This window comes from Nisaea acidiphila, from assembly GCF_024662015.1.
Classification (GTDB): Bacteria; Pseudomonadota; Alphaproteobacteria; order Thalassobaculales; family Thalassobaculaceae; genus Nisaea; species Nisaea acidiphila.
Genome location: NZ_CP102480.1, coordinates 4,419,494 through 4,445,867, shown reverse-complemented (window position 1 = coordinate 4,445,867; position 26,374 = coordinate 4,419,494). Strand labels below are relative to the sequence as shown.

24 protein-coding genes are annotated in these 26,374 nt (G+C 63.9%); 12 read left to right on the top strand and 12 right to left on the bottom strand.

Annotated elements, in window-relative coordinates:
• The gene (locus NUH88_RS20795) at window positions 1-1,842 is read right to left on the bottom strand and encodes a hypothetical protein (RefSeq protein ID WP_257768686.1); all 1,842 of its coding nucleotides are present in this window, start codon (window positions 1,840-1,842) and stop codon (window positions 1-3) included.
• A gap of 112 nt (window positions 1,843-1,954) precedes the next feature.
• On the opposite strand from NUH88_RS20795, the gene NUH88_RS20790 reads away from it, so the two are divergent.
• Entirely contained in the window at window positions 1,955-2,179 is a 225-nt protein-coding gene (locus NUH88_RS20790; protein ID WP_257768685.1) for a hypothetical protein, read from the top strand.
• On the opposite strand, the gene NUH88_RS20785 is transcribed toward NUH88_RS20790, so the two are convergent.
• Entirely contained in the window at window positions 2,154-3,512 is a 1,359-nt protein-coding gene (locus tag NUH88_RS20785; RefSeq protein WP_257768683.1) for an MATE family efflux transporter, read from the bottom strand. The two genes, NUH88_RS20790 and NUH88_RS20785, sit on opposite strands and share 26 nt — an antisense overlap.
• 74 nt (window positions 3,513-3,586) lie before the next feature.
• Between NUH88_RS20785 and NUH88_RS20780 the strand changes: the two genes are divergently transcribed.
• From NUH88_RS20780 to NUH88_RS20755, 6 genes are all read left to right on the top strand, one after another.
• A complete protein-coding gene (locus NUH88_RS20780; RefSeq protein ID WP_257768681.1) occupies window positions 3,587-4,525 on the top strand; it encodes an AEC family transporter in 939 nt (312 codons plus the stop codon).
• A gap of 63 nt (window positions 4,526-4,588) precedes the next feature.
• Window positions 4,589-5,983, top strand: a complete 1,395-nt coding sequence (locus NUH88_RS20775) for a multicopper oxidase family protein (protein ID WP_257768679.1) — start codon at window positions 4,589-4,591, stop codon at window positions 5,981-5,983.
• Between the two features lie 107 nt (window positions 5,984-6,090).
• The gene (locus NUH88_RS20770; RefSeq protein ID WP_257768677.1) at window positions 6,091-6,888 is read left to right on the top strand and encodes an enoyl-CoA hydratase; all 798 of its coding nucleotides are present in this window, start codon (window positions 6,091-6,093) and stop codon (window positions 6,886-6,888) included.
• Window position 6,889: 1 nt separating this feature from the next.
• Window positions 6,890-8,713, top strand: a complete 1,824-nt coding sequence (locus NUH88_RS20765) for an O-acetylhomoserine aminocarboxypropyltransferase (protein WP_257768675.1) — start codon at window positions 6,890-6,892, stop codon at window positions 8,711-8,713.
• A 104-nt stretch (window positions 8,714-8,817) separates the two neighbouring features.
• Complete coding sequence (locus tag NUH88_RS20760; RefSeq protein WP_257768674.1) at window positions 8,818-9,306, top strand: PAS domain-containing protein; 489 nt, start codon at window positions 8,818-8,820, stop codon at window positions 9,304-9,306.
• 187 nt (window positions 9,307-9,493) lie between these two features.
• Window positions 9,494-10,015, top strand: a complete 522-nt coding sequence (locus NUH88_RS20755; protein WP_257768673.1) for a PAS domain-containing protein — start codon at window positions 9,494-9,496, stop codon at window positions 10,013-10,015.
• 12 nt (window positions 10,016-10,027) lie between these two features.
• On the opposite strand, the gene NUH88_RS20750 is transcribed toward NUH88_RS20755, so the two are convergent.
• The 5 genes from NUH88_RS20750 to NUH88_RS20730 are packed head-to-tail and all read right to left on the bottom strand — an operon-like array spanning window position 10,028 to window position 14,889.
• Window positions 10,028-10,444: a DUF1801 domain-containing protein gene (locus tag NUH88_RS20750; RefSeq protein WP_257768672.1), complete on the bottom strand. Its 417-nt coding sequence runs from the start codon at window positions 10,442-10,444 to the stop codon at window positions 10,028-10,030.
• A gap of 39 nt (window positions 10,445-10,483) precedes the next feature.
• Complete coding sequence (locus NUH88_RS20745) at window positions 10,484-11,074, bottom strand: histidine phosphatase family protein (protein WP_257768671.1); 591 nt, start codon at window positions 11,072-11,074, stop codon at window positions 10,484-10,486.
• Window positions 11,055-12,068: an NAD(P)H-dependent flavin oxidoreductase gene (locus NUH88_RS20740; protein ID WP_257768670.1), complete on the bottom strand. Its 1,014-nt coding sequence runs from the start codon at window positions 12,066-12,068 to the stop codon at window positions 11,055-11,057. Before NUH88_RS20740 ends, NUH88_RS20745 begins: the two co-directional genes overlap by 20 nt.
• A complete protein-coding gene (locus NUH88_RS20735; protein ID WP_257768669.1) occupies window positions 12,065-14,191 on the bottom strand; it encodes an acetate--CoA ligase family protein in 2,127 nt (708 codons plus the stop codon). Before NUH88_RS20735 ends, NUH88_RS20740 begins: the two co-directional genes overlap by 4 nt.
• On the bottom strand, window positions 14,188-14,889 hold the full coding sequence (locus NUH88_RS20730; protein WP_257768668.1) for an SDR family oxidoreductase: 702 nt from the start codon (window positions 14,887-14,889) through the stop codon (window positions 14,188-14,190). The genes NUH88_RS20735 and NUH88_RS20730 overlap by 4 nt, the downstream gene beginning before the upstream one ends.
• Window positions 14,890-15,121: 232 nt before the next feature.
• On the opposite strand from NUH88_RS20730, the gene NUH88_RS20725 reads away from it, so the two are divergent.
• The gene (locus tag NUH88_RS20725) at window positions 15,122-16,180 is read left to right on the top strand and encodes an alcohol dehydrogenase (protein ID WP_257768667.1); all 1,059 of its coding nucleotides are present in this window, start codon (window positions 15,122-15,124) and stop codon (window positions 16,178-16,180) included.
• 123 nt (window positions 16,181-16,303) lie between these two features.
• On the top strand, window positions 16,304-17,182 hold the full coding sequence (locus tag NUH88_RS20720) for an NAD-dependent epimerase/dehydratase family protein (protein ID WP_257768666.1): 879 nt from the start codon (window positions 16,304-16,306) through the stop codon (window positions 17,180-17,182).
• Between the two features lie 6 nt (window positions 17,183-17,188).
• On the opposite strand, the gene NUH88_RS20715 is transcribed toward NUH88_RS20720, so the two are convergent.
• From NUH88_RS20715 to NUH88_RS20695, 5 genes are all read right to left on the bottom strand, one after another.
• Window positions 17,189-18,214, bottom strand: coding sequence for a D-cysteine desulfhydrase family protein (locus NUH88_RS20715; RefSeq protein WP_257768665.1), 1,026 nt, complete (start codon window positions 18,212-18,214; stop codon window positions 17,189-17,191).
• Window positions 18,215-18,287: 73 nt separating this feature from the next.
• The gene (locus NUH88_RS20710) at window positions 18,288-19,880 is read right to left on the bottom strand and encodes an alkaline phosphatase family protein (protein ID WP_257768664.1); all 1,593 of its coding nucleotides are present in this window, start codon (window positions 19,878-19,880) and stop codon (window positions 18,288-18,290) included.
• A 4-nt stretch (window positions 19,881-19,884) separates the two neighbouring features.
• The gene (locus NUH88_RS20705) at window positions 19,885-20,709 is read right to left on the bottom strand and encodes a MaoC family dehydratase (RefSeq protein WP_257768663.1); all 825 of its coding nucleotides are present in this window, start codon (window positions 20,707-20,709) and stop codon (window positions 19,885-19,887) included.
• Window positions 20,710-20,733: 24 nt separating this feature from the next.
• On the bottom strand, window positions 20,734-21,447 hold the full coding sequence (locus tag NUH88_RS20700) for a class I SAM-dependent methyltransferase (RefSeq protein WP_257768662.1): 714 nt from the start codon (window positions 21,445-21,447) through the stop codon (window positions 20,734-20,736).
• 23 nt (window positions 21,448-21,470) lie between these two features.
• A complete protein-coding gene (locus NUH88_RS20695) occupies window positions 21,471-23,795 on the bottom strand; it encodes a molybdopterin guanine dinucleotide-containing S/N-oxide reductase (RefSeq protein ID WP_257768661.1) in 2,325 nt (774 codons plus the stop codon).
• 172 nt (window positions 23,796-23,967) lie between these two features.
• On the opposite strand from NUH88_RS20695, the gene NUH88_RS20690 reads away from it, so the two are divergent.
• The 3 genes from NUH88_RS20690 to NUH88_RS20680 are packed head-to-tail and all read left to right on the top strand — an operon-like array spanning window position 23,968 to window position 26,367.
• A complete protein-coding gene (locus NUH88_RS20690; RefSeq protein ID WP_257768660.1) occupies window positions 23,968-24,513 on the top strand; it encodes a phosphonopyruvate decarboxylase in 546 nt (181 codons plus the stop codon).
• A gap of 4 nt (window positions 24,514-24,517) precedes the next feature.
• Window positions 24,518-25,117, top strand: coding sequence for a thiamine pyrophosphate-dependent enzyme (locus tag NUH88_RS20685; protein ID WP_257768659.1), 600 nt, complete (start codon window positions 24,518-24,520; stop codon window positions 25,115-25,117).
• 14 nt (window positions 25,118-25,131) lie between these two features.
• On the top strand, window positions 25,132-26,367 hold the full coding sequence (locus tag NUH88_RS20680) for an MFS transporter (RefSeq protein ID WP_257768658.1): 1,236 nt from the start codon (window positions 25,132-25,134) through the stop codon (window positions 26,365-26,367).
• The last annotated feature ends 7 nt before the right edge of the window (window positions 26,368-26,374 follow it).

The following is a 26,374-nucleotide window of genomic DNA, read 5'->3' as shown; positions in this document are numbered from 1 at the left end:
CTATTTTTCGACTGAATTGATACTGTCGAAGATATGACTCACGACGAATGCGTTGGAGCTGCCATAGGTCCCGTGACAGCTGAAACAACCATTCTCACTGATCCGGCCGTTAAAAGTCTGGGTGAAAGTCTCCATGGTGGTGTTTGCCATTGCCGCCGTCCCTACGATGGTGTTCGGGTTTGTTCCGTCCGGGAAAATCTTAGTATTCAGTTTTCCTGGCTCTTGGGTGTGTCCCCAGCTGGCGCCTGTGAGGATATAATTCACCCGGGGATCCGACGGAGCCTGCGCGTTATTCTTGTAGTATCCGTTCAACGCGCCGATAGCCGCGAGATTGGCGGAGATAACCTCAGAATTCGATTCCGCGGCGCTCGCGATTTCCTTCTGATCGTAGGCGTTTTCGATATGCGTGCCCCAGGGGCTCAGCCGGTTCACGTTCGAGGCCTTGGTCAGGTCTGCGGATCGCACGCCCGGAGCGGATACGATCTTCAGACCGCCCTGCTCCGACTCTCCGATCGCATATTCCATATTCGCGGCGGTTGGGGTGCTATCGGAAAACAGCCATGAGCCAAAACCGATATCCGTCGTCAGACGCACATCGTCATCCTCGTCCAAATAAACATAATTGGTATTCGGCGTATTGTTGGCGTGCTCGAAAGTGGCCCAGATCATTTCCGGATGCCCCTTCACAGAGCCGACCACGTGCATTCCGACCAGGGCGAGCGTGGCCGTCTTGGTTCCGGACTGCACGAGGGCCCATCCGCCATCGTTGCGCGCCGTGAAGGTCGGAATGATGGCCTCCTGCCGAATATAGGCCTCCGGATTTTCAAGGCTCGCGGCTTCGACCCAGGACATCTTCAGTTCCATCGACATCGCGAGATAATCGACAGCGGTTTCGACCTGTTCGACAGAGACGGCCGAATTCGGCGGCGAGGCGACATCGCTGACGCTCTTCAAGAACCGGTCTTTAAGCGCTTCGGTATCGGAGGTGACATGGTTGTCGTCACCGAGGCAAAAGAGAGCGTAGAGACCGGTGGCGATGGGATCCAAAATTTCCGCATACCCGTTCAGGAAAGCGAAGCCGATCGTATCGCAGATCTCTTTTTCCGATTGAACGAAGTTTTTCGGCACATTGCCTGCGCCCAGCAGGTCCGGTGCCAGGTCGGCTGCGCGTTGGTATCCATAGGGCCGGTTCGTGTGGATACTGTAATAGACAAGAGGATTGTCATTCGTAGGCAGCGATTTCGGGGGATTGTAGAACAGCACGCCGCTACCTCCGGCCTGCTCGATCGAGTCCACTGTGCCGTTGCTCTTTTCCGTCCGGGCGCCGATGGTGTGAAGGGGTCCTTTCTGCGTCTTTAGCGATCCCTCATCCAAGGTGTAGAAGAACTCGCTGGCGAAAACGTAGTCGGTCGTACTGGTCGGCGGAACCGGATCGGTTGGAAAACTGCCAACGGCAGTGACCGGAGACGTCAGCCAATAGAACATCTGCGTACTCCAGTTAAAGAAGTCGCAGTCCGAATTGGCATCCGCGTCGGTGAAGCCGGGACCGTCGGCGGGAAATACGTAAACCATCCCACTGGTTTTGTCGTACACCGGCCCGAATTTGTGGCCGCCAACGATCTTGGCGAATTCGAACGCTCTCGCCCATCCGGTTGCCTTCGGAAATGTTATCGATGCCCAGGAATTCTTGAATTCCGTTTCACCGACCGTGCAGATTTTCTTCACAGGATGCGGATAATCAAATCCGGCTTGAGTGTTTTGCGCATTCGTCTGCCCGGATCCGAAAATCATGGGCGCGGTTAACAATGCATAGAGTGCGGAGTTACGGATGTAAGTTCGCATGATCGCCTCCTCGTCTGGCCATCACACAAACACAATGTAAAATTGTGCTTTTCTCAATGTGTGCAATTTTATTTTTTTCTTAGAAAGGCGTTTGCACTCCTCACTGATTTCAGTGCGAAACCGTTCTCTTGAGCTGCGCCCCTGTTCCCGCGCCGTGGTGATCGCAGCCCTGCCGGTCGGCATCAACGTCTTCCTCTTTGCCGACCGCTACGAAGCCGGCGCGCCGGTCATGGCAACAGCGATGCTGCTCTCTACCTTTCTATCGTGCGGGACAATCGCGGCTGTGCTCTACCTGCTGGGCGTGCGCTATGTCAGGCGCGCCAGGGGCCGAGTCTGAGCGTCAAAGCATTGAACAGACCGTATGCCATCATCGCGGCGGCAACGAGCAGATAGATCGTGCGCGCATCGATCCCCTCGCCGAGAAGCGCCGCGCCGCCCGCCAGCAAAATCGCGAGACGGATGCCCGCCCCAGTCACCGGCCAGACCAGACTGTTCAGGGCCTGGCTGGCGAAATATAGACACAGGCCGAGGCCGAAGAAGGTGTAGGCCGGGCCGACGATGCCGAGGTACTGCGCGGTCGCGGCGGCGATCTCGGTGTCGCCGGTGAAAAGCCCGCTCCAGAGCGCCGGAAAGAGTGCGAGGAAGCAGCCGATCAGGCCGACGAAACCGGCCGCAAATCCGCTGCCGGTCCAGGCGACGCGGATCGCGCGCGCCCGCTCCCCGGCGCCGAGGCTGACGCCCGCCATGGCGATGCAGGCACTGCCGAAAGCGAAGATGACGGGAATGATCACCAGTTCCAGCCGAACACCGACACCGTAACCCGCCAGCGCTTTCGGACCGATGCGTGCCATATAGGCTGTCACGACAAGCGCCATGGCGATGGTCAGCACCGACTGCACGCCGGCGAAGCTCCCGCGCCGCCCGACCCACAGCACCTGCCCCCAGTCGATCTTTCCGGCGAACCGCACCCAGTCCGGCCCCGCGGGACCGAACAGGCGCCAGGCGAGATAAAGGCCTCCCGCCGCATATCCGAGCAGCAAAGAGAGCGCGGCCCCGGCGATCCCGAGAGAAGCGATCGGTCCCTTGCCGAGAACCAGGACCGTCGCGGAGAGAATATGCACGGTGGCGGCGATGCCGAGCGCGACCGCCGGACGCCGCATGTCGCCCGCGCCGCGCAGCAGGCTCGCCAGCATGTTGAAGAGCCAGATCACCACGATCCCGGGAAAGAGCACGCCCGCATAGGCGATCGCGGCCTCGAGCACCTCGCCCTCGCCGCCGAGCAGGCGGAAGAATGCCGGACCGAATAGCTGGACGATCACGGCACTGATGCCGCCGCCCAGCAGCGCCAGGATCAGGGCCGTGCGCACTAGCGCGCCCGCTCCCTCCCGGTCCCGCGCACCGAGAGCGCGCGCGGTCGCCGCCACCACCGCGCCGCCGACGGCGCCCGCGGAGAGCATGACCGAGAGCGCGAAGAGCGGAAACACCAGCGCCACACCGGCGAGAGGGAGCGGCCCGAGGGTGCCGACGAAACGCCCGTCGGCGACATAAAGGAAGGATTGCATCAGTCCGCCGAGCAGCCCCGGCAGCGCCAGCCGCACCAGTTTCCCCGCGATCGCACCTTCGAGCAGCGGATGGGTTTCGGCCGCGGGATCGTTCGCCGTCTCTGTCATCGCGCCGGATAATCGTTTATCGAAGAGGGCTTCTGAATTCGCCGCGTCACCTGAATTCCCTTTCCGGGCCTGCAATGGAAATCCTGATCGACATCGTCCTGCCGGTCTTCGGCACCGTCTTCATCGCCTACGCCGCCGCCCGCGTCGGCTGGTTTCCGGAAGCCGCCGTCGACAATCTTTCGAAGTTCGTCTTCAACTTCGCCATTCCCCCGATGCTGTTCCACACCATGGCGCGGCAGACGCTGCCGGATCCGATCGAGTGGGAGTTCCTGATCTCCTTCTTCGGTGCCGGATACGCGGTCTGGATGCTCGGCATGCTGATCTCATTGTGGTGGTTCAGGCGCGACTTCGCTCATGCTTCGTTGGCAGGGATGACGGGCGCCTTCGGCAACACGGTGCTGCTCGGCATCCCGCTGATCCTGACCACTTTCGGCGACGCGGGGACGCTGCCGGTCTTCCTGATCATCGCCTTCCATTCCTGGCAGTTCTTCGCCGTCGTCACGATCCTGGTGGAAGGCGGCCGGGGCCAGAAAGGCGCGCTCGCGGGCATTCCGTGGGCCATCGTGAAGAGCCTTGTCACCAACCCGATCCTCGTGGGCATGCTCGCCGGTCTCGCCTGGAACATCTTTTCGCTGCCGCTGCCGAAGCCGGTGGCGGACATCACCGAATTCATGGGGCGCGCCGCCCTGCCCTGCGCGGTTTTCGCCATGGGCGCGTCGCTCGCGCGTTACCGGATCCGGGGGGCGATCTGGGAAGCGCTGGTCGGCAGCGCCCTGAAACTCGTCGCCTTCCCCGCGATCACCTACGTGCTCGCCACCCATATCTTCTCGATGGATCCGCTCTGGCGCGACGTTGCCGTGATCGTCGCGGCCCTGCCCGTCGGGGTGAATGTCTACCTCTTCGCCGACCGCTACGATGCCGGCACTCCGGCGGCGGCGACCTCGATGCTGGTCTCGACCTTCCTCTCTTTCGGCACGATTGCCTTCGTTCTGCATTTCCTTGGCGTGCGTTAGCGCCATATTCTTCGGGATGAAGGCCGACGCGACGACCGGCCCTTAGGACGGAGAGGAAGACCGGTGCGGAACTTTTCACGACGTGGGTTTCTCGAAACGACCGGCGCGCTGGGCCTCGCGGCGGCCGGAGGATCCCTTCCCGGCCGCGCTCTCGGCGCCGCCCCGCACATTCTCGAAGCCCGGCCGGGAACGGCGCGCCTGGCGCCGGCGGAGTACCGGTCGACACCGATCTGGGGCTATGAGGGCGGCGTCCCGGGTCCGACGCTGCGGGTAAAGCAAGGGGAGCGGATCGGCCGGCGCTTTCTGAACGGATTACCGCAGGCTTCCACCATTCACTGGCATGGCATCAGGATCGCCAACGCCATGGATGGGGTGCCGGAACTGACCCAGGCTCCCGTCGAACCGGGCGCAACCTTCGATTACGAGTTCCAGCTGCCCGACGCCGGGACCTACTGGTACCACCCGCATAACAAGACCTGGGAGCAGCTCGCCCGCGGCCTCTATGGCGCGCTCGTTGTAGAAGAAGCGGAAACGCCCGACGTGGACCGGGACGAAGTCCTGCTCATCGACGACTGGCGCCTGACCGAAAAAGCCGAGATCGCGGAGAATTTCGGCGCCATGCACGACTGGTCCCACGGCGGGCGCATCGGGAACTGGATCACGGTGAACGGCGACGGCTACTGGGCCTCGACCGCGAAGCGGAACGAACGCCTTCGCCTCAGGCTGGTGAATGTGGCCAACGCCCGGATCTTCAGCCTCGGCCTCAAGGGTTTCGACGGCTGGATCGTCGCCCTCGACGGGCAGCCGCTGGCAACGCCTCAACGCGCGGGCCGGATGGTCATGGCGCCGGCCCAGCGGATCGACCTGATTGTCGACGTCACGGGCGAGGCCGGGAGCGAGGCCTCGATCGTCTCGCACGAGCGCAACGGAAGCTATGCGGTCGCCGCGTTCGAGATATCCGAAAGCGCGGCGGCGCGGCGCACGGAGCCAGTCTCCCCCCTTCCGCCGAACCCGGTGCCGGAAACCGGACCGCTCGGAAAGGCCCGCACCGCTGATCTCCTGATGGAAGGCGGCGCCATGGGCGGCTTGCGCGGCGCGACGATGGGCGGCCGGGCGATGGACATGCGCGGCCTCGTGCAAAAAGGCAAAGTCTGGGCCTTCAACGGCCGCGCCGACATGCCGGAAGAGCCGCTGATCGCGGCATCGGCCGGAGAAACCGTCCGGATCCGGATGGAGAACCGCACCGGTTGGCCGCATGCGATGCATCTGCACGGCCATCATTTCCGAAAAGTGCTCGAAAATGGCGGCCTCGGAGCCCTGCGCGACACGATGCTGATGCAGGCGGAGGAAGTGGCCGAGATCGCCTTCGTCGCGGACAATCCCGGGAACTGGCTGCTGCATTGTCACATGGTCGAACATTCCGCCGCGGGCATGATGACCTGGATCCGCGTCACCTGATCCATCGCTTCCGCCTAACGCTTTGGTGACGTGCGCGCGTCTGTTCCTCCGGCCGTTCCGGCGCTAGTCTGCGCATCAGAAATCGGGAACGCCGATCGGGAGGAACCATGTCCGTCGCGGAAGACCTTGAAACACCGCTCGTGCTGCGTAGCGACGCGGACGGGATCGCCTGTCTCACACTGAATCGTCCGAAAGCCTACAACGCGCTCTCGCTTGGCCTGATGGCGGCGCTGCAGGCGGAACTCGACGCCATTGCAAGTGACCGCGCGGTGAAGGTCGTGATCCTGGAGGGCACCGGGAAAGGCTTCTGCGCCGGACACGATCTGCGCGAGATGCGCGCCCGCACCGACGCGGCCTTCCACGAGCAGGTCTTCGCCGCCTGCTCGAAGCTGATGATGAGCATCACCGAACTGCCGCAGCCAGTGATCGCCAAGGTGCACGGGATCGCCACCGCCGCCGGCTGCCAGATCGTCGCCACCGCCGACCTTGCGGTCGCGGCCGACGACACCCGTTTCGGCACGCCGGGCGTGAATATCGGGCTCTTCTGCTCGACCCCTATGGTCGCCGTCTCCCGCGCGATCCCGCGCAAGCAGGTGATGGAAATGCTGCTGACCGGCGAGATGATCGACGCGGACACCGCGCTCCGGCACGGCCTGATCAACAGGGCCGTCCCCGAAGCCGAGCTTGACGCCGCAGTATCCGAGATGGCCGGAAAGATCGCTTCCAAATCGCCGCTGGTGCTGAAGACAGGCAAGGCGGCGTTCTACCGCCAGCTCGAGATGCCGCTGGCCGAGGCCTATGCCTACACGAGCAAGGTGATGGTCGAGAACATGCAGGCGCGCGACGCCGCCGAGGGGATCGATGCCTTTATCGAGAAACGCAGCCCGAAATGGACGGGGGAATAAGATGGCCGAGAGCGAAGCGCCGCGCCGGATCGATCACGACAATTATCCGGACAGCTACATCAAGGATATCCTCTCCTCCGTGCGCACCATCGCCGTGGTCGGCGCGAGCCAGAAATGGACCCGGCCGAGCTACTTCATGGCGAAGTACCTGCAGGGCAAGGGCTACAGGATCGTGCCGGTCAATCCCGGGCTCGCCGATCAGGAGATCCTCGGCGAGAAGGTCTATGCCTCGCTGAAGGACATCCCCTTCGATGTCGACATGGTCGACATTTTCCGCAATTCCGAGGCTGCGGGTCCGATCGCCGAGGAAGCGGTCGAGATCGGCGCAAAGGTGGTCTGGATGCAGCTCGGCGTCCGCAACGACGCGGGCGCCGAGGCGGCCGAGAAGGCCGGTCTCAAGGTGGTGATGAACCGCTGCCCGAAGATCGAGTTCTCACGGCTCTACGGCGAGCTCTCCTGGCACGGTTTCGACTCGAACGTGATCTCCTCCAAGCGCCGCGCCGTCGGCACGCCGGGCGCCGAAGAGGCGGAGAACCCGAAAGCCGCGCCGCAGAAGCGCGCCGGTTTCGAGACCCGGGCGATCCATGCCGGTGCCGCACCGGACCCGACCACCGGTGCGCGCTCGACACCGATCTACCAGACCACGGCCTATGTCTTCGACGATGCGGATCACGCCGCCTCGCTCTTCAACCTGCAGACCTTCGGCAACATCTATTCCCGACTCTCGAACCCGACGACCGCGGTGCTGGAAGAGCGCATCGCCAGCCTTGAGGGCGGGCGCGGCACGACCTGTACGGCGTCCGGCCATTCGGCGCAGATGCTCGCCCTCTTCCCGCTGATGCAGCCGGGCGATTTCCTCGTCGCCTCGACCCGGCTCTATGGCGGCTCGATCACCCAGTTCGGCAAGACCTTCAAGAAGTTCGGCTGGAACTGCACCTTCGTCGATGTCGACGATCTCGATGCGGTACGCAAGGCGGTCGACGATCCGAAATGCAAGGCGCTCTTCGCGGAGTCGCTCGCCAATCCCGGCGGTGTGATCAGCGACATCGAAGCGCTCTCCGAGATCGCCCACGGTGCCGGCGTGCCGCTGATCATCGACAACACCATGGCAACGCCCTATCTCTGCCGCCCGATAGAATACGGCGCCGACCTCGTGGTGCATTCCACCACCAAGTTCCTCTCCGGACACGGTAACGCGATGGGCGGCGCGGTCGTCGATTCGGGAAAATTCGACTGGGGCCAGAACGACAAGTTCCCGTCGCTTGCCGAGCCGGAGCCGGCCTATCACGGCATTTCTTTCTGGGAGAGCTTCGGCGACCTCGCCTTCACCACCTACGGTCACGCTGTGGGCCTACGAGATCTCGGCCCGACCATGGCGCCGATGAACGCCTATCTCACCATCACCGGGATCGAGACCCTGCCGTTGCGCATGGAGCGGCACGTCGCCAACGCGGCCAAGGTCGCAGCCTATCTGGACAAGCATCCGGCGGTTTCCTGGGTGTCCTATGCCGGGCTGGAGAGCAGCCGCTACCATGCACTGGCGCGGAAATATCTGCCCGGCGGGGCCGGTTCCGTTTTTACCTTCGGCGTGAAGGGCGGTTACGCGGCCGGCCAGCGCATCGTCGAGAATGTCGAGCTGCTGAGCCACCTCGCCAATATCGGCGACACCCGCTCGCTGATCCTGCACCCGGCCTCGACCACGCACCGCCAGCTGACGGAGGAACAGCGGGCCGCCGCGGGCGCCGGCGACGACGTCATGCGTATTTCCGTTGGACTTGAAACTGCGGACGACATCATCGCGGACTTGGATCAGGCGCTTGGATGAGTAAAGATTCGCTCCGGTAACGCAATCAGGGTCGCATTCCGCGATCCGCCTGGAAGCGATCGGAGCTTTCCATACCCCACGGCCAGCAAGACGAGCCAGCGCCGATGCACGACGGACAGTCCCGATTTCTGCCGATCCGCAGCGCCTCGGATCTATCGCATCCGGAGTTGCGCGAACTCTACGAACTCTGGAAGGGAAGATGCGCCGACGGCGCGGCGCCGTCGCGCGAGAAGTTCGACGTTCTGGAGTTGAAGCGCTGGTTGCCGCACCTGCAACTGCTCGACGTCATGGAGAGCCGCAGCGATGTCCGCTACAGGGTTATCGGGACATGGATCACCGAGCGCTACGGTCAGGACGATACCGGCAAGACCTGGTCGGAAATCGGCCTGAACGACAGGAACCGCGAAATTCTGGACGAATTCATCACGGTCGCCTCCAGCATGACTCCCTACTCTTCCGTCCGGCCGTTCTACGACCAGACCCGGGTCAAGGAATTCACCCGGGCCGAACGCCTCATTTTGCCGCTCAGCCGCGACGGCCGGGTCTGCGACCAGTTACTGTCCGGAATCTATTACTTGAGCGACGATTTCTGAGGCGGGACTTTCCCCGCATGCCTGCCATGATTTCCCGGGCGCCCCTCTCCTAAAGGTTGACGGGCCAGAGCCGATGCCCCATATGGGCGCCTGTCGCGCACCGGTGCCACGACCAGTGATGGCTGGACCGGTGCCTATTTCGTTCCCAATAACGCGTCTCCCCAAGACGGACCGAAAAGACCGCGCAATGTTTCCCGACCGTCTCTTCAAGCTGGCCCCGCTGATTTCGCCGGAAATGGACTGCACGGAGGTCACCTCGGCGGACCAGCTGGAACGGCCGGAGTTGCGGGAACTGTTCCGGCTTTGGAAGTCCAAGGCCGGCGATCGGACAGCGCCGAGCCGCACCGACATCGATGTGATCGAACTCAAACCCTGGCTGCCGCACATCCTGCTCGTCGATCTGATGGAACAACAGGCGGATGTCCGTTTCAGGGTCATCGGAACCTGGATCGCGGAACAGGTGGGGCGTGACGATACCGGCAAGACCATTTCCGAGATCGGTGGAACGGATCGGGGAAAACGGATCCTCGAGGAGTATTATCTGGCTGCGATACGGTTCGCGCCCTACCGGTCCTGCGGCACATTCTTCGCCAGCGCCGGTGCGAAGAGCCATCTCCAGGCCGAACGCCTGATCCTGCCGCTCAGCGAGGACGGACGACGCTGCAACAAGATCCTCTCGGCGATCTATTTTCTGAACACGGACCTCTAGAGCCTGCGCGGCCTATTCGGGCGAGCGGACCTGTTTCTTGCGCTTGTGATAGGTCAGCGCTAGCGCGACGCAATGGCTCAGTTCCGCTTCCGGGAAATCCTCCTCCGGCGAGAAATGGATTTCGCGGTTTCCGATGAAATCGAAGGCCCCGGGATAAAGTTCCCGGAAATGTTCCACCAGCCCGGTCGTACAGATGAAATAGACCGAGACGCCGTCGCCGCGCGCGTCGATACGCACGGTCGAGCCGATGCCTTTCGGCTTCGGCACGAAACTGGGCTGGCCCCATTTCAGGCATTCCTCAAGCTCCGAAACCTCATCGCAGCTTTCCGCCGTCCGTCGGATCAGCGCACGCAATTCCTGCAAGCGTTTGCGCTGGGCCGGGGGCCGGCCCGCGAGAGCTTCACCGATGATGTCTGTGGTCGTGGCCATGAGTGGAAGGTTAACAGCCGAGGCAAGAAAGACCGAGCGTCAATCCGGCTCCGCCCCGTCGAAGCTCTGCCAGCGAAGGTAACCTTCGGCAATCCGAAACCAGTTACCGCCGCCGTTCCGCGGCTGGTCGAACGCGCGGGAGATCGGTTGTCCAAGACGATGCGCGAGCAACAACGCTCCGACCGCACCGTGCGAGACGATCAGCGGAACACCCGCCGGATCCAGTTCCGCAACGGCTGCCGAAGCCGCGACGATCCGGGCCTGTTCCTTCCGGGCGGTCGCCCAGCCGCGGACGGGAACATCAGGTTCCGCGAAGAACCGGTCCGCCGTCCGCTCGAACTCCTCCGGCGGCAGGTAGCCGGTCGCCGAACGGTCGTTTTCGCCCAGATCTTCCAGCACCCGGACGCCGAGCCCGAGATGTTCCGAGAGGATCTCCGCCGTATCGAGCGCCTTGCGTTCCGTGCTTGACCAGAGGCTCGTCACATCGTTTAGCCAGAGTTGCTTGAGGCCCGTCTGGATCCGGGCACGTCCCAGCTCCGAGAGGCCCCAATCGGTGATCGGGACCTCGGGATCGATGACGACATTCGCATGTGTCAGGAAATACAGAGCGTTACTCCGCCGCCGCCTCATGCGCGACACGAAGCCCCTGCAGCCGGCCCATCGCCTCGTCCATCTCGTCAACCATCCGGTCGATAATGTCGCCGAGCGGCTCGATCCGGTCCGCGAAGACGGCGGACTGTCCCATGGACAGCAGCCCCTTCTCCGGGTCGCCATCCTCGTAGGCTTCTTTCTGCAAAGTGCCGCGGACATGCTCGCGATAGGTCTCGTAATCCTTGACCCCGGCGGCTTCCAGTTCCGCAACGGCTCGGGCGGTCTCGTTGTCGATCACCCGATAGGTATTCCGCATCGAGGCGAGCACGAGGCGCGAGCTGGTCTCGTCCGCCTGCACGACACGCTCTTTCACCGCGTCGTGGCTCCAGACCTCGTCGGCGACCAGGAGGCGCGTTCCAAGAACGACTCCCTCCGCCCCGAAGGCAAGCGCACCCGCAAGCTGGCGGCCGTGCCCGATCCCGCCGCCGATCACCACCGGGATATCGACCCGAAGCGCGGCCAGCACGCCCTGCACCATGTTCCCGACCATGTTGAGGCCCGGGTGCCCGCCGCATTCCATGCCCACGACGGAAACCGCGTCGATATCTAGCTTGGTCGCCGCCGAGACCGCGTGGCGCACGGAGGCGACCTTGTGGATCACCTTGGCGCCGCCCTCTTTCAGTTGGCGCACCAGATCCGCGGGCGGCATCGCCGCCGTCTCGAAACTGTGCACGCCCGCCTGCAAGGCCAGGTCGGCATGGCCGGTCAGCATCGCGTTCTCTTCTGGACGCTGCGAGATATAGAGGTTCACGCCGAGCGGATTGCCGCCGGCGAGCGCCTTCGCCTTCTCAAGCTCCTCTTTCCAGCGTCCCGGATCGGGAAAGGTCTTCGCCGTCATAAATCCGAGACAACCGGCATTGGCGGCAGCGGCCGCATAATTCGCATCGGCGAGCCACATCAGGCCGCCACAGAGGATCGGATGGCGGATGCCGAAAAGCTCGGTGATCCGGGTGCGGACGCTCTGCGGCCTCATGCGCTTTCTCCTGTCGCCGGAACGATGAGCGCATCGACCGCCACCGCGCCCTTGCCCTCGGGCAGCACGATAAACGGATTGATGTCGATGCTGTCCAGTGTCTCCTCGTTGGCCGCCGCGAAAACGGAAAGCTTCGCCAGTGCCTCCGCCAACGCGTCGATATCGGCAGGCGGCGCCCCGCGGACGCCCTCCAGAATCTTGAAGCCCTTGATCTCCCGGATCATGCGGTGCGCCTCCTCCACCGAGAACGGCGCCAGGCGAAAGCTCACGTCCTTCAGCACCTCGACAAGCACGCCGCCGAGACCGAACATCACCGCCGGACCGAGCACGGGATCGCGCTGCACACCAATGACGGTCTCGACGCCGCCGCTGACCATCTCGCAGACGATCACGCCGTCGAGCTTCGCGTCCGGCCGCTTCTCCGCCGCCCGCGCCATCAGGGTCTCGAAGCCCTCGCGCACCGCCGCATCGCCTTCAAGACCGACCAGCACACCGCCGATCTCCGTCTTGTGGGCAATGTCCGGCGAGGCGATTTTCAGCACGACGCGGCCGCCAAGTTCACCGGCCCGTAAAGCCGCCTCGTCCGCCGTGGCCGCGAGATATTCCCGCACCACCGGAATGCCCGCAGAGGCCAAGATACGTTTCGCCTCGTGTTCGGCCGTCGCAACCGCCGGGACCGTCTCCGCGCCTGCCGGCAGCGCCGGGGGCGCGCCCCGGGCCGCCGCGAAGGCCCGTCCGAAATACATCAGTCCGTTCGCCGCTGTGATCGCGGGCACGGGATCGTCGAACATCGGATAGCCGTTGCTTTCGTAGAAGCGCCGGTTCTCCTCCGAGGCGAGGATCGAGAAGAAGAGATGCTTGTCCGGACGCGAGTCCTTCAGCGGCTTCAGCGTCTCGACGATGTCTTTCGCAACCTCCGGCAAGGAAGCGACCGCGGTGAAGAAGGAGATCACGACATCGTAGTCGCCCTCCTCCATCATGATTTTCAGGCACTTGGCGATGGCGTCCTTGTCGTTGAACGCCTGCCCGGTCACATCCACCGGATTGCGCGCCGCGGCGAACGGAAAGAGCTCCAGCATCTTTTCCTGCCCGGCTTTCGAGAATTCCGGCACCTCCAGCCCGAGCGCGGCGGCACTGTCCGCCATCTGCACGCCGAGCCCGCCGGAAATCGTGATGAAGCCAAGCTTGTTGCCGTCCGGGAAATGCCCGTGCTGGCAGCCATAGGCGACCTCCAGCATCTCGTTCGCATCGTCCGCCCGGTAGACGCCGTATTGCCGCATCATGCCGTCGATCACCGCATCGGTGCCGGCGAGCGCGGCCGTATGGGACGCCGCAGCCGCGGCACCGACCTCGCTCCGGCCGACCTTCACCATGACGATCGGCTTTTGCATGTCCCGCGCTTTCTCGAAGGCGGCCTTCAGCCCGGCCCCGTCGCGGATGCCTTCGGCATAGGACATCACGACCTTCACTTCGGGGTCGTCGAGCAGATAGGAAATGCACTCCGAAAGCTCGATGTCGGACTCGTTGCCGGTGGTCACCCAGCGCCCGACCTTGAGGCCGCGCTTGCGGGCGAGATTGTAGATATGCCCGCCATAGGCGCCGCTCTGGCTAGCGATGGCGATCGGACCGGGCACCGCCGGATCGACCGACGGCGCGGAGGAAAAGGTTCCGATCCAGCCGGTCGCCGCATTGAAGGCACCGAGGCAGTTCGGGCCGAGCACCCGGATCCCGGTACGCCGGGAGATCTCCGTCAGGCGCGCCTGCATGGCGTCGCCTTCGGCGCCCAGTTCGGAAAACCCGGAGCTGAAGACGATGCAGGCGCCGACACCTTTCGCGGCGCAGGCCTCGACCGTCTCCGCTACCAGCGGCGCGGGCAGCGCGACGATGGCAGCGTCGACCGCCTCCGGCACGTCGGAGATGGATGGATAAGCCTTCAGGCCCTGGATCGTCTCGCGCTTCGGATTGACCGGATAGATCCGCCCGCTGAAACCGTGCCTGACCGAATAGTCGATCGGGCGCCCACCGATACGAAGCGGGTCGTCGGTGGCACCGATAACGGCGAAGCTCTTGGGATCGATCAGGCGGGCGAGGTTGCGTTTGCGCAAATCGCTCAGATCGTTCATAGCGGCGCCGACCCGACGGTAAGGCCGCCGCAGACATAGAGTACCTGGCCGGTGCAGAAACCGGCATCGTCCGAGGCGAAGAAAGCCACCGCCGATGCCACATCCTCCGGCTGGCCGATCCGCTTCACCGGGATCGCCGCCTCGATCGCATTGCGGCTGGCGGACCCCGCCGGGTTGCCCTCCTCGAACATCTCGGTGGCGATCGGCCCCGGTGCGACGCAGTTCACCGTGATCCCGTCGCCGCCGGCCTCGATCGCCCAGGTACGGGTTGCCGCGGCAATGCCGCCCTTGGTCACCGCATAGGCGCTGCGACCGTGTTTTCCGAGCGCAGCGCGGGAGCCGATATTGATCACCCGGCCGAACTTGCGCCCCCGCATTCCCGGCAGAAAGGCCTGCATGCACTGATAGGGCGCGCGGACATTCACCGACATCAGATGCTGCAGGGTCTCCGGCGTCACCTCCTCGACCGTGCCGAGAGGGGCGATGCCGGCATTGTTCACCAGCACGTCGACCTCGAACTCTTTCGCGATCCCCTCGAGCGCCGCACGGGTCGCCTCCGCGTCGCTGAGATCCGCGGTTCGGAATGCCCCGGGGAAACTGCCCGCGGGTTCCGTCCGGGCGACGCCGATAACCTGATAGCCTCTTTCGGCAAGATATTTGGCGACGGAACGGCCGATGCCCCTGCTCGCTCCGGTCACTAATGCGGTCCTCTGGCCCATCGGCCACTTCCTCCCATCCCCGGATCGGGGCAACACCCGGTCTCTTGCCGATTTGTCACCGATCCATTCGCGGCCCTCTCCGAAGAAACCGCGAGATTGTACAGTTCGCAGATGGCAGTCTCGCAGCCAAGCCGGTTGCGTGAGCGGCCGTCACGTCCTACGAAAACGAAATTGAATTTCGCAAAAGCGATTATCGGGAGGAAATCGATCCATGCAAATGCGGAGTTGGAAAGTCACCGATTTCGGGAAGCCGCTGGAAATGATCCAGCAGGAAATCCCGGAGCCGACCGGAACCGAAGTTCTCGTCAAGGTGACCCGTTGCGGGGTCTGTCACTCCGACCTCCATATCGGCGACGGCTATTTCGATCTCGGCTCCGCCGGACGCCTGAACATGGGCGACCGCGGCGTGCCGCTGCCCCATGTGCTCGGTCACGAGATCCTCGGAGAGGTCGTCAAGGGCGGCCCGGACGCCGGCGCGGTTCCGGCCGGCGAAACCAAGCTCATCCATCCCTGGATCGGCTGCGGCGAATGCTCGATCTGCAAGGCCGGTCAGGAAAACCACTGCGCCAAGCCGCGCACCCTCGGCGTCTATAGGGACGGCGGCTATCAGGAATATATCCTCGTTCCGCATCCGATGTTCCTGGTCGATATCGGTAACGTAGATCCGACCGACGCGACGCCATTCGCCTGCTCGGGCGTCACCGTCTACAGCGCGATCAAGAAGGCGCTGCCGGTGCATGACGACGAGTGGCTGGTGATCATGGGCGCCGGCGGCCTCGGGCTTGCCGCGGTCAGCATCGCGCATGCGATGGGCGTGAAGCAGGTGCTCTCCTGCGATATCGACGACAACAAGCTCGCCGCCGCAAAGGAGATGGGCGCGACCGCGACGCTGAATATCTCCGGCGACGATGCCGCGAAGAAACTGGCGGATGCGACCGGCGGCGGTCCGCGCGCCGTGGTCGACACGGTCGGCGCCAACCCGACCGCGAAGCTCGGCTATTTCAGCCTCGTCAAGGGCGGCCGCTACGTCATCGTAGGTCTCTATGGCGGCGACTTCACCGTGCCGCTTCCGACCCTGCCGCTGCGCGCGGCCTCGATGATCGGCTCCTATGTCGGCAGCCTGAAGGAGCTGAAGGAACTGATGGAGCTGGTGAAGGCCGGAAAGGTGAAACAGGTCCCGATCGAGACCCGTCCCATGGACCAGGTGCAGAACACGCTGGACGACCTGCGCGCCGGCAAGATCGTCGGCCGCGTGGTGCTGACGAACTGACGAAATCGATGCGCCGGGCGGGGTTTTCTCGGCCGGCGCTTATATTATCAAGAATATTCTTGCTATTAAACCCGTCCTGCGGCTCTATCGTTTTCAAAACGCCTGACAGTACGGACCGATCCCATGCATGTCCTGTTGCTCGGCGGCACCGGCTCCATCGGTTCCGCCATTCTTGACGAACTCATTGCCCATGGCCATCAGGTAACCGCCCTCGCCCGATCGGAAAGATCGGCCGTTCGCCTAGGCGAGGCCGGCGCAGAGCCCCTGCCGGGCGACCTGGCGCGTCCCCGGGACTGGGCCGGGTTCGTCACCGGCGCCGATGCCGTGATCCAGGCCGCAGCGGATTTCGACTCCGACATGGGCGGGATCGACCGTGCCGTCCTCGAAGCCATCTCGTCTGCCGCATCGGTGAGAGACACCCCGCTGCGCCTAATCTACACCGGCGGGTGCTGGCTCTTCGGAGAGACCGGTTCCGGGGTTGCGGACGAGAAAACGCCTTACGATCCATTGCCGAGCTTCGCATGGATGCTGGAAAACTGGCGTTGGCTCTCTGGCGCCCGCGGCATCGCGCCCATTCTGATCCACCCCGCGATGGTGTGGGATGAGGACGGCGGCGTGCTGCACCGTTATGTCGATGCAGCCCGAAAGGGTAATCCGATCGAGATCTGGGGCTCCCCTGATGCGACATGGCCTCTGGTCCACCGCAGGGACCTCGCCTCCGCCTACCGGCTTGCGCTGGAAAGCGCACCTGCGGGCGAGACCTATTGCGTAGCATCTGAGGAAGGAGTGACAACTGTCAGCCTTGCCGACGCCGTCGCCCACCACTTTGGCTCGGCGGCGCAGCATAGCGTCCTGCCGGTCGCGGAGGCCGTCGCGCGGCATGGGGACTGGGCGGCGGGACCGGCACTGATACAACGGATGAGCAGCAGGAAAATCCGCAGGAATCTCGGCTGGACGCCGCGCCGGACCGACTGCATTGCCCTCTTCTCCGGGACAATATAAGCGGGATCAGATCCCGAGTACGCTCTGATAGGAAAAGAGCGCCGGGCTCCCGCCGGTATGGACGAAGACCACATCGTCCTCGGCGCTCCAGCGTCCTGCCCGGACAAGCGCGATCAGGCCGGCCAGCCCCTTCGCCGAATAGACCGGATCGAGCGTCAGCGCCTCGAGCCGCCCGGCAAGGCTGATGGCGTCGATCGTTGCCCGGTGCGGCACGCCGTAGGCCGGCCCGGCATGACCGGCGACCACCTCGATGCTTCCCGGATCGAACTCCGTCTCGAGCAACGCCGCAGCTTCTGCAGCATAAAGCACCACGTCGGCCCTGACCCGCTCGGGCTCGGCGTCGATATCGATGCCGACGATCTCCGTTTCAGGCAGGCAGATGGCCGCGCCGACGGCGAGCCCCGCCTGGGTCGCGCCACTGCCGGAGCAGTGCACCACTGCCCTGGGCGATATCCCGAATGCGGCGCTTTGCTCCGCGATCTCCAGCGCCGCGGAAGCATAGCCGGCCGCCCCAAGCCCGTCGGAGACGCCGTAGGGAACCACGAAGGGCTTCCGCCCATTCGCGGCGAGCCCGGCTGCCAGATCTCCAATGGCCCGATTACGGTCGCCGGTCCATGGAACGTCGTGCAGACGGGCACCATAGAGTCGGTTCAGCAGCGCATTTCCAGACTGCTCGTATTCCGGCGTCGGCGCCTCCAGGCGCCCGTGATACACTGCGAGATGGCAATCGAGACCGAGCTTCGCCGCCGCCGCCGCGACCTGCCGCTGGCTGTTCGACTGGACGACCCCGCCGCTAACCAGCGTGTCGTAACCCTCATCGAGCGCCCTCTTCAGGACGAAATCGAGTTTCCGGAGCTTGTTTCCGCCAAAGCCGAAGCCGGTGCAATCCTCCCGCTTCACCCAGAGGCGCGGACCGCCGAGATGCGCGCTCAGCCGGTTCAGGGGCTGCAGCGGTGTCGGCAGTTCGGCGAGCCCCAGGCGGCCGAAACCATCGAGCCTACGCCTTAGTCGGGAAATTCTTTCTTTGGTCATGGCAGCACCGTAGCAGGCTCTGCAGCCGACCCTTGTTCCATTTGCAGCAGGGATCCGTGCACGCTTCCGCGCGTCACGGATCGCTGGGCTTCCAGTAGCCGATCAAGATCCCCTGCCGGTCCGCGCCGCCGGTCCGACGGACGATCTCCTCGTCCGAAATGGTGACGCGCAGCCGCCTGTTGCGAAACCAGTCGAAGAGCATCTCCTTCAGTTTCGCCCGGATTCCCTCACAGGCCGGATCGGCGCCGAGATCAACGAACTCCCCAGGATCGGCTTCGAGATCGTAGAGCTGCGGACGGAAGGTCTCGTGCAGAACGTATTTCCAACGATCGGTCCGAAGCATCCAGCAGCGCGCATCCATCGGCGCGAGATTGAGATCCGCACGGGCGTCGCGGCCCGAATAATCGCTTTCGGAAATTGCGTAAGTGCGCCAGACGACGTCCCGCCCATCCAGCAGCGGCTGCAGCGAGCGGCCTTCGAGCCGGTGGACCGGCACCGCGCCGCCCGCCGCCTCGACGAAGGTCGGCACGAGATCGATCGCCTCGACCAGCGCCTCGCTCACCGTGCCGCGGGTCGCGTCGGCGGAGGGACGCGGATCGTAGACGATCAGCGGAATGCGCACCGAAGCCTCGTGGAAGAGATCCTTCTCGCCAAGCCAGTGGTCGCCCAGATAATCGCCATGATCGGAGGTGAAGACGATCATCGTGTCGTCCAGTCGCCCCAATCGCTCCAGCTCCTTCATCAGACGGCCGAACTGATCGTCGATCTGCTTGATCAGGCCCATATAGGCCGGGACGATCGTCTCGCGCGCCTCCGGACGGCGGAAGAGCATACTGTCCTTGTGCCGCATGAAGGCGGCATAGACCGGATGCGCCTCCGCTTCCTCCCGGGCGTTGCGCTGCACCGGCAGAATGTGCTCCGAACCGTACATCGAGGCATAGGGCTCCGGCGCGATATAGGGCCAGTGCGGTTTGATGTAGGAGAGATGCAGGCACCAGGGCTTGTCGCCCATCTCGGTGATGAAGTCGATCGCCCGGTCGGTCATGTAGGGTGTCTCGCTATCCTCGTCGCGCACCCGCGCGGCACCGTTCGAGTGCCCCCAGTACCAGCCGTCGAGCGTCTCCCCCGCATCGCTCTCGGTCGAGTTCGCATGGCTCGACCAGGGATTGTCGCCGCGATAGCCCTTCTGTCTGAGAAAGCGGTTGTAGGCCAGGTCCGGATCGGCGCTGCGGTCGGGATGGAGGCCGTCGTCGCGCTCATAAGGTTCGAAGCCGCATTCGGAAACCAGAACACCATGTTCGGAAACCGGATCGAGGCCGAGCCGGGCCATGCCGTCGGTGTCCTCCTTCATATGCGTCTTGCCGGCGAGCGCGACCCGCATGCCGAGAGGACGGAGATAGTCACCCAGCGTCCATTCGTCGACCCGGAGCGGGTAGTTGTTCCAGCCCGCCCCGTGGCTGAACATGAAGCGTCCGGTATAAAAGGACATGCGCGAAGGCCCGCAGATCGGAGACTGGCAGTAGGCCCGGTCGAAACGGACTCCGCGCGCCGCCAGCGCATCGATATGCGGTGTCTGCAAATGAGGATGACCGGCGCAGGAGAGATAGTCCCAGCGCAGTTGGTCGCACATCACGAAGAGGATGTTTCGAACTGTATTTCGGGACATCGGGTCAGGCGTACGAGATCGATGCGACGGTCAGTTCGGCGGTGAGCTTTCCAGACGCATTCAGGGCGCGCATGCAGTTGATGAAACCGTTCTCGCCCCGGTGCTGCCAGAGACTGGCCTCGTCGTCCCAGAAGACCGGCCTGCGGAAACTCGCCGAGACCTCGAACGAAACCGGCGGTCCGTCCTCGGTCAGCCGTCCCATCATCCAGACCATGGTCTGAAGCCCCTGCGCCAGCGGGGCGCGATAGCCGAGGTTGGCGGCGAAATCCGGTTTGAAATGGATCAGGTTCCCTACATCCGAGGAGAAAAGCGTCACATCCTCGGGTGTCATGGTCTTTTCCGAAATCAGCTCAAAGCCCGCACGCGGATCGGACGGCACCTTCTGCCCAGCCTTCGCTGCCGCGGCCTTCCACTTCTCCTTGTCGGGAACCAGGCCGATCACATCGGCAACCAACGCGACCAGGCCGTCCCTGCGAACGAATTCGAAGGTGCGATGGAGGCGGTGTCCTCGTTCTACCTCGTCGTAAGCCTCGATCCAGCCGCGCTGGGTCAGAGGCTCGCCGACCGCCACCGGCTCGATTTGCTTAAAGCGCTGCTCGGTCTGGACCAGCCCGTCGACCTGATGGCCCGCCTCGCGCATTGCCTTGAAGCAGTCCTGTCCAAAAAGAGCCGCCGCGGCCTGATCGCCATAAAGTGACGGATCGACACCGCAAGCCCGAAGCCGGCTGTCCTGATAATCCCGGTCCCGGGTGACAGGACGCTCCCGGAATCTGAAGCCAGGATAGAATTCTTCCGTCTTTGTCCGCGGTGCGGGCCCCGTGTGAATCATATCGTTCTCCCCAGGCCGGACATATTAGAAGGACGGGAACGCAACGACCTTATTCCCTATCTTTGTGACCTTGTGCTGGTAGTCCGGGTTCCGGTCACGGATTTCAACGACGGCTTCCGACTTCAACAAAAACTGTTCGGCAAATGGCCGGACACCGCCATGCATGGATTTCGCGAGCACATAAGAAGGGTAGGTCTCCAGCAACATCGTCGCCGCAACGAATACCCCTTCTGATTCTTCGAGAAACTCTCTGACAGCCTCAACTACGCCGAAACCGAGGGCGCGTGCGTGCGGCCCGTTGGAGTAATCATGTCCGAGAACGAAACCGTCGGCTTTCACCTTCGGCCAGACGAGGCGGAGATCCGCAAGCACGGCGTCGCGCGTATGCATCGCATCCACATATGCCCAGTCGAAGGACTCGTCCGGGAACCCGGGAAGCACATCCCTCGAAAATCCGCGATGCACCTGCACCGTCCCCCCGGCGATCTCCTGCGAAAACTTTTCAAGGACCCCGCGATACCGGCTCTCGTTGGTCTCGTCGTCTACGTTATTCTTGTCGGGCGCATAGTCCGGGTCGGCCTGATGGACCCAAGGGTCCACGAGGTTAAGCTGTCCGGGCTGCGCAGCCCGAAGGATCACCGAGGAGAAAACCCCTTCGGCGACGCCGATCTCGATTGCCGCCCCCCCTTTCGGGAGGCAGGAAATCAAGGCCTCCCGCGTCATCTTTCCGACAAGCATCCTGCGACAGCCGACCCGGACCGCTAGGCTTTCTGTTCGATCGGCGGCGGCACGAAGGACGTCACCGGCGGCGGCGTGCCGTGGTATTTCTCGACCTCGACCAACACGGAATGGGCGCTCGGCCCCTGACCGAGACTGGACGTTCCCTTGTCCCGGGTGAGCACGTTCGGATTGCCGTGCTTGCAGAGCGAGCCAATCACGCCCGGCTCTTCCGGGTCGTACCAGGCCCCTGTCGAAAGTTGCACCACGCCCGGCCGCACCGCGTCGGTCACGATCACACCGGCGAGGCACGCGCCCCGGTCGTTATAAATCCGGACCACGTCGCCGTTCCCGATCCCGCGTGCCGCGGCGTCCACCGGGTTCATGCTCATGGGCTCGCGGTCCTTGATCTTCGAGCCCCGACTGATGGCGCCACTATCGAGCTGGCTGTGCAGTCGGGTTTTCGGCTGGTTCGAGATCAAGTGCAGCGGATAGGTCTCCGCCACCGGCGCGCCGAGCCACTCGTACGGCTCAATCCACATCGGGTGCCCCGGACAATCGGCATAGCCGAAGCTTTCGATCGTCTCCGAATAGAGTTCGATCTTACCGCTCGGGGTCTGCAGCGGATTTGCCTCGGGGTCCTCTCGAAACGCCGCCAGCAACACCATCGGCTTCTTCGGCTTCAACACCTCCATGGTGCCGATTTCGCGGAAGATCTCGAGATCCGGCAATTCGAACTCAGCCTCTGCCGCGCGCTGGCGCGCCTGGTCCCAGAGATGCCGTAACCAGCCCTCCTCGTCCCGCCCCTCGGTGAAGGCGTCGGCAACGCCGAGCCGTTCCGCGAGGCCGGTGAAGACGTCGTAATCGTGGCGTGACTCGCCGACCGGCTCGATCGCCTTCTGCATCGCGACGATGGTCTGCTCCCAATGGGTCATGGAGAGATCGTTGCGCTCCAGCGCCGTCGTCGTCGGGAAGACGAAGTCAGCATGCCGTGCCATCGCCGTCCACCAGATCTCGTTGACGAAAACGGTGTCCGGCTGCCGGATCGCCTTCACCAGCCGGTTCAGGTCCTGGTGATGGTGGAACGGATTGCCGCCCGCCCAGTAGACCGCCTTGATGTCCGGATAGGTCCGGGTCTGGCCGTCATAGACGAAACTGCCGCCCGGATTGAGCAGCATGTCCGAGATGCGGGCCACCGGGATGAAATCCTCGACCGGATTGCGCCCCTGCGGCAATGCCGGCCATTTAAACAGTTCGACCGGGTTGCCGATACCGTTCTCCGAGCCGTAGCCGAGCCCGAAACCACCGCCCGGAAGACCAATCTGCCCCAGCATCGCGGCCAGCAGCACGGTCAGCCAGAAGGGCTGCTCGCCATGGTCGCCGCGCTGGATGCTCCAGGCGGTCATGATCATGGTGCGGCCGTTCGCCATGCGCCGCGCGAGCATGCGGATCTCCTCCGCCGGCACCTCGGTGATGGCCGCCGCCCATTCCGGCGTTTTCGGTTGCCCATCCTTCTCGCCGAGGAGATAGGGCAGGAACTTCTCGAAGCCGGTGGTGTATTCGGCGAGGAAATCCTCGTTATGCAGGCCTTCGCTGTAGAGCACATGGGCCAGCGCCAGCATCAACGCGGCATCCGTGTTCGGCCGGGGCGCGATCCAGTCGGCCTCGACCAGATCGACGATGTCGTTGCGGATCGGGCTGATATTCACGAATTCGACGCCCATCTCGTAGGCGGTCTTCAGCCCCTCGAACACGGTGTGGCGCCCGACCCCGCCGGACGTCACCTGCCCGTTCTTCACAGGCACGCCGCCGAACATGACAACCAGCTCGCTGTGCTCCGCAATCACCGGCCAGGTTGTGTGCTTGTTGAGCAGATCCGCGAACGGCCCGACGACATGCGGGATGATCACCTGCCCGGCGGCATAGCTGTATGTATCGACATGGCGCACATAGCCGCCGATGCAGTTCAGGAACCGGTGCACCTGGCTTTGCGCATGGTGGAAGCGGCCGGAGCTGGACCAGCCGTAGGAGCCGCCGAAGATCGCCTTGTTGCCATGCTGCTCCCGGATCCGTTTCAGCTCGGCAGACGCCATGTCGAGCGCCTCGTCCCACGGCACCGCGACGAAAGGCTCGCCCCCGCGCCCCTCGCGCGAGGTCGGCCCCTTCTCCAGCCAGCCCTTGCGGATCATCGGCCGGCGCACGCGCACGGCGTCGTCCACCGCGTCGACGATGCCAGGGCCGATAATCGCCGGTGCCGGATCTTTTTCATAATCGTGCACGGCGACAAGTTTGCCGTTCTCGACTTCGGCAAAATAAGTGCCCCAATGCATAGAGGTCGGAATCAGGCGGCGGTCGGTCTTCAGCGACATGGTTCGGTTCCCGGTTCGAATGCGCTCCGACTATGAGCCAGCGCCCGCGTCAAGACAATGGAGCGCTCGGCAATATCGACATCGCGGAACGGGACCGGTTCCGACCGTCGCGTGGACAGACAATGCGCCTCCGGGCACATTGTTTCGGGCCCTTACAATGGACGGAGATCCCATGAGCGGCGACTGGAGCGCACGGGCGCACGAGCTCTTCAAGGAGCACGAAATCAAGCAGGTGGCTTACGTTCCGGACGCCGGCCTCAGCAAGCTGATCAAGTCCAGCCTGGCCGACAACGACATCCGGACGGTTCCCCTTACAACCGAGGAAGAAGGCATCGCGGTGTCCGCGGGCGCCTGGCTCGGCGGGCAAAAATGCGCCGTCATGATGCAGAGCAGCGGGGTCGGTAACACGATCAACATGATCGCCTCGCTGACAACAACCTGCGCCTTTCCGCTCTTCATGATCGTCACCATGCGCGGCGATTACGGCGAGTCCAACCCCTGGCAGATGCCGATGGGCAAGGCGGTCCAGCCGGTGCTCGAAGCGGTCGGCGTGCGTTGCATCAAGGCGGAAACGGACGAGGAAGCGGCAGAGGCGATCAAGGCCGGACTGCTGATGTCGTTCCATGGCGGAGAGGCCGTCGCGGTGCTTATCGGTCAGAAATTGATCGGCGCGAAACCCTTTGCCGGAGCCCACGCGCGCGCCAAGGCGGGAGACTGATCCCATGAGCAGCGAAAAACTCTTCCGCCGCGACGTCGTAAAGAAGCTCATGTCCGTTCGGGGCGACGCGCTCTGTATCAGCGGTCTCGGCTCGCCGACCTGGGATCTCGCCGCGGCCGACCACCGGCCCGAGAATTTCTATATCTGGGGCGGCATGGGCGGTGCGACGCCGACCGGCCTCGGCCTCGCGCTGGCACAGCCGGATCACAATGTCTGGGTGCTGACCGGTGACGGCGAGCAGCTGATGGGGGTCGGGAGCTTCTCGACCGTCGCCCTGCAGCAGCCGAAGAACCTCGCGATCATCGTGTTGGACAACGAGCATTACGGCGAAACCGGCATGCAGGCAGCACCGACCGGCCGCGGTACGGATCTGGCGGCCATGGCTGCCGGCGCCGGTATCCAGAACACGATGACGGTCACCGACGAGGCCGGTCTCGATGATCTGATCGGACGCCTCGATGCGGGCGACTCTCCGCTCGTCGCCGTGATCAAGGTCGACACTAGAACCGGTGAAACCGTAATGCCGCCGCGGGACGGCAAGTACATGAAAATGGCGTTCCGCACCGCCCTTCTCGGAGCCGACAAGGCGCAGCATCCGATCTGACGGAGAGATACGGCATGACCGCCCATCCGGACGCCGCCCGGGCCGTGCCGCCGTTGCGTGATACGGTCACCGTGGTCGCCTTCATGATCTGGGTGCAGCTTACCGGCTCCATGGCCTCGCTGTGGCTTCCGGCTATCGCTCCCGAAGTCGCCAGCGCGCTCGGAGTCGATGCCGCGCTGATCGGCCTGCAGGTGGTCGCTGTCTATCTCGGCGGCATGGTGACCAGCCTGTTCGCAGGCGGGCTGGTGGCACGGCTCGGCGCGTGGCGAGTCTCCCAGGTCAGCCTCGGGCTCTTTGCATTCGCCCATTTCGTGATCGCCAGCGGATCGCTTACGCTGATCGCTCTTGGATCCTTCGTGATCGGATTCGGATACGGCCTGATCAACCCGCCCGCAGCGCACCTGCTGTCGAAGGTCGTCACGCCGAAAAACCGCAACCTGGTCTTTTCCATCCGCTTTACCGGCGTGCCGCTCGGCGGCATCGCGGCCAGCACCTTCGCCCCGGCGCTGACGCTGGTGGAAGGATGGCGAGCAAGCATGGCCGCGACCATCGCGGTCTCCCTCGCGCTTCTTCTGGTGATGCAGGTTTTTCGTGCCCGCTGGGATGCGGACCGCTCCCGCGCGGCTCCACTGTTCCGCTCTCCGATGGCCGACATCAGGGATGCCTGGCGCCTGCCCGCCATCCGGTGGATGTGCTTCACCGGCCTCTTCCTCGCGGCTATACAACTTTCCCTCAACGCGTTCGCGGTAACTTTCCTCGTCGAGGAGACGGGCTACACGCTCGTTGCGGCCGGCCTTGCGCTCACTGCGGTTCAGGTCGCGGGCGTCGTCGGCCGTATCGCATGGGGCGTGCTCGCCGACCGGATCAGGAACGGGTTCGCCGCCTTGGTGATAAATGCCCTGCTGACAGCGGGTTCCGCCCTCGCCACTGTTTTCGTGGCCCCGGAATGGCCTCTTGGCCTCGTCTATCTGCTGTTCTTCGTCTTCGGCTTCACGGCGATGGGTTGGAACGGCGTCTTCGCCTCGACGGTGGTCGAGCACAGTCCGGAAGGGCGGGCTGGAAATATGACCGGCGCCGCCCTCTTCTTCACGTTCTCAGGGGTCATCGTAGGTCCCGCGATATTCACGCTCGGCCATCAGCTGACAGGCAGCTACAGCGGGAGCTTCCTGATCACCGCGCTACTGGCGCTGGCGGGAACAGCAACGGTTCTTCTCGCGGCCCGGGGCGCGAGAATTTCAGAGATGAACTAGAGGAAAT